Genomic DNA, 12,507 nt, shown 5'->3' with positions numbered 1-12,507 from the left:
CGAACATTGTAATACATATTAAAACATCTTGCTGTTTATATACACAGCACTGTTGGCAAGGCTATTATGTTTTTCGGTAACCTAAAAGCTGGCTCAAAGAAGCCTTGGCTATGTGAGTGTTACCCAAACGGTCGCACAGATAAGCGCGTTGGTAAGAAGATTGCGACTAAAGGAGAAGCTGCTACTTTTGAACGCTTCACGATGAACTAAGTCGATGATAAACTATGGACAGGTAATAAACCGGATCTCCACAGGCTATCTCAACTCATTGAAATTTTTTTCATTTACTATGTCCCAACCCTTGTCAATTGTCGCGTCATTCATAGTAAATTTCTAAAGATGGCGGAGAAATGAATGTGAAAAACTAATAAGCTGAGTAGTTACTGGTTGGAGAACACCTATTGTAGGTTGCAGTACGGTGCTTCTCATATTAGTTTTTTATAGTAGAAAACAATAATCGAAACATATAAAGGGGCAGAGGTGATTTACGAAACAACTTGTTTAGCTATTGTACAAGACCCTCTTGAAAAATTGGATACTAGAGTTTGCGCCAGAGCCGATTGGCCTGACACAACTGTGGACAATTCCAAGTTACGATGAGCGGGATCCAGTCAAACTTTCAGATAACTTAGTCTATACCAAACACACCAATTAATTGCCAAGTAGTGGCCAGTTTTGCTAAACCACCACAATCATTACTGACCGTCTCGTGTATAAACATCAATGTCAGAACGCCATGGTGCTGAAGCCGAAATAGTTTTTTCCAATGTATACCCATTAGTTACTAAGTGTTCGGTCATTAGCGGCTTTAGGAAAATACCCATAGCTAAAGAAAGTGAAACAGCAATGATAGGCATGTATATGCCTATCGCCTTTCTCATGGACCGTGAAAGCTTCATTCTTGTCTTAAAAAATAATGAATACGTGCCTACGATAACAATACTTAGAATCCAAAATAGGATGGGGGAAATAGCAAAAAAATAGCTTAACTCTATGGTTTTACTACTAAGTTTATAAACATTAAAAATGTCTTCTAAACTCAAGTAAAGTGCAAAGGGCAAACCAATTAAACTCACTAATGCACCGTATGAATATATAAGCTTATTAGCTATTTGTGGCATTTTTCAATCCTTCAACGATAGCATCTTCAATTTTAAATGATTCCCAAATTTCATTTATTGCCCAATCAACACCAACCCACAGGACAACACCTGCTAATATCGGTAGAGCAATACCCAAACCTACAGTTAAGCTAACCACATAAGCACTAGTAGAAAGAACGGTCATAGCTTTGAAAAAATCACTGCCAACATGCCCAAACCAATCAACTAAATGATAATCATCATTAAATACTAATTCGTTTGTGTTTATTCCGGCGGAGATAATCATGCTTAACACCGCTCCTTTTTTAAAGCCATTCACAGTATCTTTTGCCAAAACACCTAATTGCTTTACCGTTGGATTAGATATTGGATATGGATGGTTTTTCTTTATATTTAAACCATTAACAACTGCATAGTGCATTTTTTTATCATTCCAAAGGCTGGATATGATGATTTTTTCCTTGCCTTTAGCATCTAAGTATTGTTTGACGGTCACCCCTAAACCACCAAGAGCTTTTGTTACTTTTGTAGCAGCAACAAGGCCAACACCGATATCAAATTTAGAATGAATCTCTTCTAACAATTTCAATGTTTCAGTGCCAATAGTTTCACCATCTATATTTTTTTGCTGCCAAATGTTTATCGCGCATTTAGCTGCATCATCGACAGTGAAAATGCAAACCTGTGTATGTCGTTTCTCTAAATAGGCTTTTAAATCTTCCTTTAGATCTTTATTCCATTCTTTCTCTGTAAGATCATAAGCAGCTTGAGCTTGTCGAGCTAATTGGTCCGCTCGTTGCGCGGCGTAACGCTCTTTATTGGCTTGTACATATTTCCAATTCTTTTCACGCTGTGCAAGGTTTTGCCTACTTTGTGCTTCTAGCCTTTCTTTCATCGTCATTTTAGGCAGTTCAGGTTCAAGCATTGGTTTCATACTTGGAATTGCAGCTCCCGATGAACTGAAATTGTTAGCTTCAGCGACATTAAGTGCGGCACTGCTTCTATCCCATTCTCTTTGGTTATAGCAGGATGCGCAATTGCAGGTTTCAGGGTCTTTCCAAAATGGACAACAATAAGAACGCTGTTTGTCAAACATAGGGATGATGTACCGTCATTATTTAGGATTGCCTATGATACCCCAAAAAAATCACAGGCAAAAACTTGCCCAGCATCTTGTTGCACAATTAAAATGTAAGTTTTAGTTCAGTAACCGACTGATATATAATACTTTTATACATCATTAATTGCAGACCAAACAAAGTAGAAACTCCACCCCCATTATTGGTCAAAAACTACACAAATGCAGCTATAACTCGCTGCTTAAAGCGCCCTAAATGTAATTCATCAAAGGGCTCATTTGAGCCATCAACTGACGTTCCATTTTTAATTGAAGAGTTCCAATCCAGAGTGGGGACGAGTATGTCACTCTGTTCAGAAGTGGCCGATTGCAGTGGGCGGATATTCGAACCGTCGATATGGAAAGCTTCATTTTGGCCCATTTTAGCAAACAGGCAGGTTTCAGGAATATCTTGCTCAATGCGTTCGGAATATTCGATAAGGCTTTGCTCTGCAAAAGTGAACAGCCAAGCTTCTTGGTTCGGCTCATCGTTCACTCTCAAAATACGGCCAAGTACTTGCCTAAAGTACAATTCGGTTTTCACTGAGCTGATATGGCAACAAACTTGTAATCTTGGGATATCTGTCCCCTCACTAATCATACCTACACTGACAATCCACTCGGTATTACCATGACGGTAAGCATTGATTTCAGACAGCGGCTCATCATGACGATAGGTAACAATCGCAGCCGATTGATGAAACTGAGTCACTAATATTTTTTGGATTTTCTTTGCATGTTGTACCGACGCCGCCACAACTAACCCTCCGGCATTGGGCGATTCCAGACGAATACTCGCCAGCTTGTTACAGCCCAAACCAAGGAGATATTCCATCGCTTCATCATTATGGATGATGCTCTGGTATGACGTTTTTGTCTGTTTCAGTAACTCTAATATAGAAGAAAACGATTGAACCTCTTTGCTACCGGTAATGGTGAGATGTTCGTTATCCACCAAAACAATCTTTGGTGAACGGCACACTCTGTCTTCAATCGCCTGTTTCAAGCTGTATTGATAATCGACAAGCAGTTGGCCATCAGGGTCACTGTATTCCGCCATCACAATCGCTAAGGAATCCGAGCGCCATGGCGTTCCAGATAGCGCTAACGTATAAGTGGCGAGCCCTTGAACTTTGGAGAGTATTTGCTGCCCCCATGCATTCGCACCTTCCATTTCAGATCCTGAACAATGATGGATTTCATCAAAAACGACAAACACTCGGTATTTAGTCAGGATCCGCCAAAATTCATCATTTAAAAATTGAATGGATTGATAGGTCAGTGATTGCCCAATGGAGCCTAAGCCTCCATTGAACGTACAATGTAATGTCTTGGAAAAGGTTCCTTTTATACTGTCAGCCACACTGAGCGTTGGGGAGAAGCACAACACCAAGTCAATTAAGTTGCCCGCCAATAAGCGTTTAGCAATTTCGGCGGCTAGGATAGTTTTACCGGCCCCCGGGGTTGCTTGACAGAAAAAATGAGACTGTTCGCCTTGATACTTTGTTAACGCTCTCATCGCACAGTCTCTTTGCCAATCTCTTAACATCGAGCGCATCCTTCTGATAACGACGTTAGTACATTGGTTAATACATTGATTTTACCCAGTAATAATGCGGAACGTTCTCTCGCTATCTTAAGCAGTGGTGTGATTTGAGTACTCAATTCAGGAAAACGTTGACTCAACGACTGATATTCTTCTATTTCACCGAGAATAATTTCCAACTCACCCTGATGTTCACCACGCTCTGTCATCAAGACCGAATATCCATCCATGGCTGAAGTTGACGGTTGGGAAATCCGAACTTTAGGCGATGAGCTCTCTCGGCAGATTATATCGAGTCCTCGAAAGAGTTCCGTTTGGAAATACTTTTTTTGCCTTCCGATCCCTTCACAACTCAGCCAACCTTTTTTCTCAAGTACTAAAATTTGACGATAAATGAACTTCCGGGCTTCTTCAGGATCGGGATCAACACCTTCAAGCAACAGCAATGCATCTCGAATTTCCACAACCGAAAAATTATCCATCTGTTTTTCAATCAACAGTTGATGCATAAACGCATTCATTTTTTGAGAACGATTCATTGACTATTCTAAAACCACAAAACTAAGGATTGCTTAGTATACATAAATCAGTAAAACTAAGAAAATCTTAGTTACATTGAGCCTAGAGATATGAATCCTAAGTGTCGTTCGACAACCCAATCCCAATACGCCTCAAAGAAGCGCGTAAAAAAGCCAAGCTCTCACAAAAAATGTTGGGAGTTCGCATAGGTATGGATGAAAGTTCAGCTAGTCCTAGGATGAATCAATACGAAAAGGGAAAACACACACCTGACGTCCACACGCTTAAGCTGATTGCTGATGAGCTTGGGGTGCCTTTGAATTACTTCTTTTGTGAAGATGATGTTTCTGCTGAATTAGCGATACTAATAAACCAACTTTCAAAAAAAGAAAGAAAAGCTCTCTTGGAATCTATCCAAAAATTAAGTCCTTCATAAGTCAAACACATAATTCCTGAAAAACTAAAAAGTATTTTTAATAGAACTCTCAAATATTAGCTTTCTAACATGCAAAAATGAAAATAACCTAGTAGCATATTCTAAATGGTTAATATTGATAGTATTGAATAATGGTATCTAAAAAAATGGAAGAAAACACATTACGCGATCATCTAAGCGGTAGTTATTCCGACTCAGAAGTAATAATAGGTTTAGTTGGTGCAGTAGGAACAGAGCTAAGTGCAATAAAACAAATAATTAAAGAACGTTTAGAAATGTTTAATTACACCTCTGAAGAAGTTAGGATATCTCAAGACATCATAAGTCTTTTTGAAGATATACCTAACAGCCAAAGTCATTTTGATAAAGCAAATGCACTCATGAGCGCTGGCAATACAATTAGAAAAAAAAGTGGCGATAACTCCATTCTAGCTTTAGCAACTGCCGCAAAAATTAATCTATTAAGAGAACAAAAATCAAAAAGTGATGATCTTGAACCACTCAAACGACATGCTTTTATTGTCAGTTCTTTAAAACACCCAGAGGAAGTACAGAAACTTCGTACAATCTATTCAAAAGGCTTCTTTTTGATTGGTATACATTCTAATGAAAAACGACGGAAAGAATTCTTAGAAAACAACAAAAGCATGTCAAATAGTGAAGCAACATTGCTGATTCAGCGTGATGCAGATGAGTCAGACAAGCATGGACAGCATACTAGGGATACTTATCATTTATCCGATTTTTTTATTGATTTTGGAGCAAACCGAGATAAAGCTCAACATGACATATGGAGGACTCTGGATTTAATGTTTGGTAAACCCTACGTCACACCGACGTTCGATGAATTTGCTATGTTTATGGCATTCTCCTCATCACTTCGCTCGGCCGACTTATCTCGTCAAGTTGGTGCAGTAATGACGAAAAATAAGAATATAATTGCAACTGGCGCGAATGACATCCCTCAATTTGGCGGAGGGTTATACTGGCCAGAATATGATTCTAGCGGTGTAAAAATTATAGATAAAGATAATGGAAGAGATTGGAAGAGAGGATTTGATTCCAATGCTCGAGAAAAGAAATTAATAATTAACAATATTATAGATTCCTTACCTGATGAAAAGGCTAAAGATACTTTAAGAGAACTTCTTCACTCATCTAAGATAAAGGATATTACTGAGTATGGTCGCGTTGTTCACGCTGAAATGGAAGCCATTCTGGCATGTGCAAGAAGTGACATCAGTACTAAAGATGCTGAGCTTTATTGTACAACCTTCCCATGTCACAACTGTGCCAAACACATCGTTGCTTCTGGTATCAAAAGAGTTGTTTATGTTGAGCCATATCCAAAAAGTAAAGCTCTAGACTTTCATTCTGACTCTATAACACTAGAATTAGATGGTGAAGAAGGTGTAAAGTTTGAGCCTTTTGTCGGCGTAGGACCTAGATCATTTTATGACCTTTTTTCTACTAACTTGGGTGCAGGCTATCCTATTAAGCGTAAAGACCCTAGTGGAAACACTGTAAGTTGGAATGAGAACAGTGCTATTTTGCGAATGCAAATGCTATCAACCTCTTACATAGAAAGAGAAACAGCTGCCGCCTCAGCAATAAGCGATTATCGGAGTAAATATAATGACTCAAAATAACACATTAGTTGTACATTTAAACAAGTCTAAGAATCGAGTAGAATCTTGGCCTCTTTGGAAACAAGAACAATCTGGTACTAATGTAAAAATGTCAGACTCCCCGACCATACGTCAACGAGAGAAAGAAATCAAAGAATCCGCCCCTTCCTACTAGCTTTCTTAATTTACACATTTGAAAAACAAAGTCTGGAAAGTTCATTTTCCAGACTTTGTTTTTCTCAAATTTTATTCGATTTTTTGACTTTTCTGGAAAAGAGCAGTCAATAATTATGCTACAAAGGTTTCCAGATTTTTTCCAGAATTATAAATAAAGAGTATATGCATACTATGTAGATCTTTTTATGGAAAACTAAACTGTAGATTTTCATAGTCTGGAAAAGTGAACTACCCTCATTAAAGGCTTATTTTTTGAGGGTATTTTTATGGTTTACGTAGTTGACTCATCACCAGTTAATGTTCCCAGAATATACCCGCAAGCATCACCAGATATTCCTCCCATTTCACTAAAGGGGTTTCCAACGGCTTTGTTGCAGAAATCGAATGAACTAAATCAGAATCTTACGATCAGATCAGGGACGTGCATTCACTTACTTTGATTTCATGCCAAAACCTCGCTATAAAACCACTAACTGGCGCAAGTACAATAACTCTTTAGTCAATCGAGGTTCACTAACGTTTTGGATTGACGAAGAGTCGATAACTGAGTGGAAACAACCTAAACAGGATAGACGTGGAAGACCGCGATTGTTTAGTGATCTAGCTATCACAATTGCCCTCATGGTAAAGCGCATCTTTTCCTTACATTTAAAGGCGCTAGAAGCGCTTTATCGAGTCTGGCGTAAACTCCATCTTGCTGTTGATACCGATACTCATGAAATTATCGCAGCTGAGCTGACACTATCAGGCGTAACCGATGCTGAAGTACTCCCCAATCGACTCAAACAAACACGCCGAGCCATCAAGGAGATCTCGGGAGATGGCGCATACGATACAAGGGAGTGCCACAGGGTGATTAGAGTTAAGAAAGCGATCCCTCTAATCCCTCCACGTGAGGGAGGCGCCTTCTGGGAAAAGGGGCATCCTCGCAATCTAGCGGTTGGCTACCAGAAGCTTTATGGCTCGAACAAGAAGTGAAAAAAGCGGTATGGCTATCATAAGCGCTCGCTATCTGAGACAGCAATGTATCGCGTGAAACAGCTACTTGGAGCCTCACTCACTCTTCGTTATTACAATGCACAAGTTGGGAAGGCTTACACTATGATCAAAGTACTCAACAAGTTGACTGGGATAGGTATGCCCAAAACTCAATATATCGTTTAAAGGCGAACGATTTAGCTAGCGTTCGCTCTTTAGCTGAATTCAGCAACAAAGCCTATTTTACCTACTATCTGCTTTTTTCCCCATAGAACACCTGACATCGATATTTCGGTACGAAGACTATGGGACATTTACAGTTCGCTTAAGTTATTCGATGGCTTTACGTCGGTTCAACATGAATCAGCACCTCGGCATTCGGCAGCACTGCCATGATGGCTGCTTCGATTTCATCGCACTTCTGGTGTGCACGCTCAACGCACATCTGTTTCGGGACGGTAAGATGGAAATCAATGTGGCGGCTGCGCCCAGCATAGCGGGTACGCAGTCGATAGAAATCTATGCCAGGTCCGCACACGCTGCGTATGGTTTCAATAGTCAAAGTCAGCTCTTGTTCAGAAATACTGTGATCAAGCAAAGGCCGAAACGCATTACGCAACATGTCAAAGCCTTCACGGGTGATGAATAGTGCAACACCAATAGCAACAATTGAATCAATAAAGTACCAGTTATAACCAAAGTAACTAGCGATCAGCATAAGCCCCAGCCCCGCCGCCACACCCACAGAAGTAACAACGTCGACTTTCAGATGCAACGCATCTGCCTCCAAAGCGACAGACTCTTCTTCTCGTGCTACCCGGTACAAGTGTTGTGATACCAAAACGTTGATCAACGCGGAAATCAGCATTACTACAACCCCTAATCCTATTGCACTGACAGGTTGCGGATCAAGCAACCTTTCTACCGCCTCGAAAACTATCCATCCCGCCGCTCCCAGAATTAGCAAGGCTTCTAAAACTCCTGAAATATTCTCAATTTTGCTATGTCCGTAAGGGTGATTAGCATCCGGAGGTAAATCCGATCGTCTTACAGCAAACAAGGCAATCAGCGCAGCAATCAAATCCATAGCTGAGTGTATCGCTTCAGAAATAATACTCACCGAACCACCGAAGATACCGGCAACAACTTTCATCACAATAAGTCCACAGTTTGAACAGACAGAAAGAAGTGCTGCACCAGTTTTACGATTCATGACATAACTCCACAAAAGTGAACTTTCTCACTTTTACGAATCTTATCACGAACTATTCGCTCCTTATGTCTATAATTTTTGTCAAATTTACGGCTTTGTTGCTAAAGAGCGAACGCTAGCTAAATCGTTCGCCTTTAAACGATATATTGAGTTTTGGGCATACCTATCCCAGTCAACTTATTGAGTACTTTGATCATAGCGTAAGTCTTCCCAACTTGTGCATTGTAATAACGAAGAGTGAGTGAGGCTCCAAGTAGCTGTTTCACGCGATACATTGCTGTCTCAGATAGCGAGCGCTTATGATAGCCATACCGCTTTTTCCACTTCTTGTTCGAGCCATAAAGCTTCTGGTAGCCAACCGCTAGATTGCGTGGATGCCCCTTTTCCCAGAAGGCGCCTAGTGAAAAGCTTTTAGAGCAAACCTCGACATCCTTAGCTCGGCGACTTATGCAGGTATAATGGGGACAAACCAATGGGACATTCGCCAATCTAAAAACAGAGTCGATAAAGCCTTCTAGCGTCTTTAAATGTAAGGAAAAGATGCGTTTTACCATGAGGGCAGTTGTAATAGCTAGATCACTAAACAATCGCGGTCTTTCACGTCTATCTTGTTTAGGTTGTTTCCACTCAGTTATCGCCTCTTCGTCAATCCAAAACGTGAATGAAGCTCGATTGACTAAGGAGTTATTATACTTGCGCCAGTTAGTGGTTTTATAGCGAGGTTTTGGCATGAAATCAAAGTAAGTAAGTGAATGCACGTCTCTGATCTGATCGTAAAATTCTGATTTAGTTCATTCGATTTCTGCAACAAAGTCATGAGAAACTAAACATTCTTTATCGTAAAATAGCAGCGAGTCATAAACCGCCTCGCTGCTGTTTAAATTACGAATAGATATATCGCAATGAAATATAAAAATAAAATGTAATATTCCTCAATCTACTCTTTCTGAATTGGGGCTTCTAAGTTATAAGATTCGTATATCCTAGTAATCTCTCCGGAACGACGCATTTCAGCTAAAATACTCTCTAGCTGATCGATATACTGATAGTTCGCCGATCGTTTAGGCACACTAAAAAAACGACCATTTAGGTAAATGTTTTTATAACTTATTTTCTTTAATTTAGGGTCATTTTCAAAAAGATTAAGCCCATGCTGTTCAGAGGTGATAGCAAGATCGATGCGACTAGCCTCTAGCATATTAATAATTTGTTCTACGCTAGTGACAAAACTGATTTTTAATTTGTCTGTATTTTGGTTAAATTGGTCACTATAAAAACTGCCATTGAGTGCACCAATAACAAAACCTCGGCTGACAATTTCATCAAAACTATTTGCATCAATATCCGAGTTCGTCCGAGTAAAATAAAACACCTCTCTTTCACCATACCCCATTAATAATGGGTGAAGAAACTGTTCTCTCTCTTCATCCATAGAGTGCAGAGGAATAAGATCAACTCCACCCTGTGGAGCGACACCAATGGTTCTTGCCCAAGGAACTTTTGTCCAATGGACTTTATGCCCCAACTTAAGAATAACCTGATTAATCACATCGCCACCAGGGCCTTTACACTCACCATTTTCAAAATAAAGATAGGGCTTTCTATCTCGGCAATGCCCCTCCCACGTAACATTCGCTAAAAGTGGGGCTGACATAAATAGGCTTAAGCAACCAATGATGAATATCCGTATAAACTTTATCATATCGCTTCCTTTAATTAATCAATTAATCCTAATGTTAAATACTTTTAGGAATAACTTCAGTATAGTCACTAAGTGGCAATTTTGCTTATATCTCATGAATAACGGCTCATCAATATCATCTAAGAATATACTCAATAGCAAAAATCATCCTGTCATAAAGATAACCTCAGAATATGCTCTTAAAGATGATTAAAATCCCACCAAAGTAATTTTCCCTTGGGCTAACGCCCCCATTTGGCAGGAAAAATCGACCCGTTTATCCGCTTCTTTGGCAAATAGGGTTTCGAGCTTTTCAAACGATTGAGGGATAAAACTGATATTTTTTAACTTCAAGCTTTTGCGGGTTTGATTATCAAGAAACGCTAATGCGGAAGCACTTAATACTTTCTGGCAAGTATCGAGAATATCTTTACTGACCATTTTGCTGTGTACCGCTTGTCGTAGTTGCTCTTTGGTAATGCTGGGGTTGCCTTTAGCAAAGACACAAACGGCGTAGATATCAAGCAGTGCCACCGCGCGCGGCTTTTGCGTTTCGCCATCTTCATAGACTGCCATCAAACAAGGAATTTTACTCTCATCAAACAATTGGCGACGAATATTATTCAGCACGATATCAGCACCTACCGCTCTTTTTAGCAGCTTCTCTAACTGCGAAAGCTTTGGTAAAGCCAACTCATCTTGCAGCTCAACCATTTCATCTAATTCAATGCAGCTCTCTTCCGCTCCTTGCACTAAAGGAAGCAACTTTTGGTGTAGTTCACCATCGTCAAACGGTTTCGATAACACAAACGACGCTCCAGCTTCAAGCGCCTGTTTGATTTGTTGCTCATCGGCCACCGTGGTGAGCATCGCCACTTTTATCCCGAGCTTACGTTTGGTTATCGCTTGTGTCAGCTCCAGCCCCGTCATGCCGGGCATGTGCCAATCTGTTAAGACAATATCCGGTTGCCAACTGCCAATCAGCTTGAGTGCGGCCTTACCATTGTCTGCCTTTTGAATGGACAAACGTCGGTAGCCAAACGCCTCTAAGGCTCGTCTGACTATTTCAAGTGTCGCTTTACTGTCATCAACAATGAGAATCTTCACAGCATATTTTTCTATGACCTAACTTGTTCAAAGTATAGGCACATTTTTTTACAACAACTAAACTTACCTGAAAATACAACAACAAAAGTGGGTTTATGTGATGCCAATACAAGAGTTCCTCACCGAAAAGGTTTTATCGCTCTTAGCGATCGATCTCGGGCTTATTATCTTGTTGGCTTGGTTTTTTATCCTACTGCTGATCCTGCGTGAATTTAGGAAATTTGCGCATGGTTTTACTCGTAATAAAAGTGATAGCGATGAAGACACGCTTCATTTATGCCAACAAGCAGTTGAAAATGCGTTGAACTACACCGCAGAGCATAGCTCGACTCTGAATGATTTAATCATCATTCAAAAAGCGCTCGAGCAACAGGTTTCTCTCATCAAAAATTCCTCTTCTCAGGGTATTAGTGCAGAAGATCAGGCTTCAATTGATGAGCTCAATGAGAAATTGAGTAAATCGCATAAGTTGATCCGCAAACTGAAAGGCGATCTCGATAAAAGTGTGAAAGGGCTACGAGTGACTCGTAAAAAACTCTTTGCTCAAACTGATACCGTTGACAGTTTGAAAGAAGAAAAAGCCACCATCGAAAAAGAGTTTGAACAGTTAGAAGCGGAATACATCAAGATCAGTAAAGCGGGTGATTTCTACGAAATGGCAAAAAATTATCAAGCCGAGAAAAAAGAACTACTAGAGACCATTGAGAAATACAAAGAGCAAGCCAAACAAGGTGGCACTTCTGTCGATGTCGAAACGATGAAAAAACAGTTGTATCACATCAGTAAAGAGAAAGATTTTATCGAACAACGCTATCTACAATTACTCGAAGAAGGAAAGAAAGAGTAGCGCTGCCGCCATTTCTGACGGCAAACTGGACCCTGTAAATAATTCTGTGTAACTGTCAGGGTTACATGTATTGAGTGAGTCGGTCTTCGAACATAATCATAAAGCGGTTTAGAGCTTGTCGCCAGTTTCTGATCGGCATCGTCCATTTCTTGGAA

At 40.1% G+C, this 12,507-nt stretch carries 12 protein-coding genes and 2 pseudogenes; 6 read left to right on the top strand and 8 right to left on the bottom strand.

The genetic code is table 11. The annotated features are described in order from the left end of the window. Positions 1 to 66 precede the first annotated feature (66 nt). Both AACV32_RS16025 and AACV32_RS16020 read left to right on the top strand, forming a co-directional pair. Positions 67 to 345: pseudogene (locus tag AACV32_RS16025) on the top strand (site-specific integrase); the annotation flags it as partial. A gap of 178 nt (positions 346 to 523) precedes the next feature. Continuing rightward, positions 524 to 655: a hypothetical protein gene (locus tag AACV32_RS16020; RefSeq protein WP_256359489.1), complete on the top strand. Its 132-nt coding sequence runs from the start codon at positions 524 to 526 to the stop codon at positions 653 to 655. 40 nt (positions 656 to 695) lie between these two features. Here the strand turns inward: AACV32_RS16020 and AACV32_RS16015 are convergent, their stop codons facing one another. From AACV32_RS16015 to AACV32_RS16000, 4 genes are all read right to left on the bottom strand, one after another. Further along, positions 696 to 1,121: a hypothetical protein gene (locus AACV32_RS16015; protein ID WP_013855671.1), complete on the bottom strand. Its 426-nt coding sequence runs from the start codon at positions 1,119 to 1,121 to the stop codon at positions 696 to 698. Further along, positions 1,105 to 2,199: a hypothetical protein gene (locus tag AACV32_RS16010; protein WP_013855670.1), complete on the bottom strand. Its 1,095-nt coding sequence runs from the start codon at positions 2,197 to 2,199 to the stop codon at positions 1,105 to 1,107. The genes AACV32_RS16015 and AACV32_RS16010 overlap by 17 nt, the downstream gene beginning before the upstream one ends. 196 nt (positions 2,200 to 2,395) lie before the next feature. Continuing rightward, complete coding sequence (locus AACV32_RS16005; protein ID WP_013855669.1) at positions 2,396 to 3,778, bottom strand: DEAD/DEAH box helicase; 1,383 nt, start codon at positions 3,776 to 3,778, stop codon at positions 2,396 to 2,398. Beyond that, complete coding sequence (locus tag AACV32_RS16000) at positions 3,763 to 4,305, bottom strand: hypothetical protein (protein ID WP_013855668.1); 543 nt, start codon at positions 4,303 to 4,305, stop codon at positions 3,763 to 3,765. Before AACV32_RS16000 ends, AACV32_RS16005 begins: the two co-directional genes overlap by 16 nt. Positions 4,306 to 4,406: 101 nt before the next feature. Between AACV32_RS16000 and AACV32_RS15995 the strand changes: the two genes are divergently transcribed. The 3 genes and pseudogenes from AACV32_RS15995 (at position 4,407) to AACV32_RS15985 (ending at position 7,690) form a co-directional block, all read left to right on the top strand. Next, positions 4,407 to 4,721: a helix-turn-helix domain-containing protein gene (locus AACV32_RS15995; RefSeq protein ID WP_013855667.1), complete on the top strand. Its 315-nt coding sequence runs from the start codon at positions 4,407 to 4,409 to the stop codon at positions 4,719 to 4,721. A 146-nt stretch (positions 4,722 to 4,867) separates the two neighbouring features. Continuing rightward, the gene (locus tag AACV32_RS15990; protein WP_228376493.1) at positions 4,868 to 6,370 is read left to right on the top strand and encodes an anti-phage dCTP deaminase; all 1,503 of its coding nucleotides are present in this window, start codon (positions 4,868 to 4,870) and stop codon (positions 6,368 to 6,370) included. Between the two features lie 600 nt (positions 6,371 to 6,970). After that, a pseudogene (locus AACV32_RS15985) lies at positions 6,971 to 7,690 on the top strand (IS5 family transposase). 157 nt (positions 7,691 to 7,847) lie between these two features. On the opposite strand, the gene AACV32_RS15980 reads toward AACV32_RS15985, so the two are convergent. From AACV32_RS15980 to AACV32_RS15965, 4 genes are all read right to left on the bottom strand, one after another. Then, positions 7,848 to 8,717 (bottom strand): cation diffusion facilitator family transporter, encoded by an 870-nt coding sequence (locus AACV32_RS15980; protein WP_017049539.1) that lies wholly within the window; start codon positions 8,715 to 8,717, stop codon positions 7,848 to 7,850. 134 nt (positions 8,718 to 8,851) lie between these two features. Continuing rightward, the gene (locus tag AACV32_RS15975) at positions 8,852 to 9,448 is read right to left on the bottom strand and encodes a transposase (RefSeq protein ID WP_170895491.1); all 597 of its coding nucleotides are present in this window, start codon (positions 9,446 to 9,448) and stop codon (positions 8,852 to 8,854) included. A 206-nt stretch (positions 9,449 to 9,654) separates the two neighbouring features. Beyond that, a complete protein-coding gene (locus AACV32_RS15970; protein ID WP_017049808.1) occupies positions 9,655 to 10,419 on the bottom strand; it encodes a substrate-binding periplasmic protein in 765 nt (254 codons plus the stop codon). Between the two features lie 189 nt (positions 10,420 to 10,608). Beyond that, positions 10,609 to 11,505, bottom strand: coding sequence for a response regulator (locus AACV32_RS15965; RefSeq protein ID WP_094147484.1), 897 nt, complete (start codon positions 11,503 to 11,505; stop codon positions 10,609 to 10,611). A gap of 97 nt (positions 11,506 to 11,602) precedes the next feature. Here AACV32_RS15965 and AACV32_RS15960 point away from each other — a divergent pair, with 97 nt between their 5' ends. Continuing rightward, a complete protein-coding gene (locus AACV32_RS15960; protein WP_170895492.1) occupies positions 11,603 to 12,352 on the top strand; it encodes a chromosome partitioning protein ParA in 750 nt (249 codons plus the stop codon). The last annotated feature ends 155 nt before the right edge of the window (positions 12,353 to 12,507 follow it).

This window comes from Vibrio sp. B7 (genome assembly GCF_963888765.1).
Classification (GTDB): domain Bacteria; phylum Pseudomonadota; class Gammaproteobacteria; order Enterobacterales; family Vibrionaceae; genus Vibrio; species Vibrio anguillarum.
The sequence above is the reverse complement of the archived record's forward strand: the minus strand, read 5'-3'. Positions and strand labels throughout refer to the sequence as shown.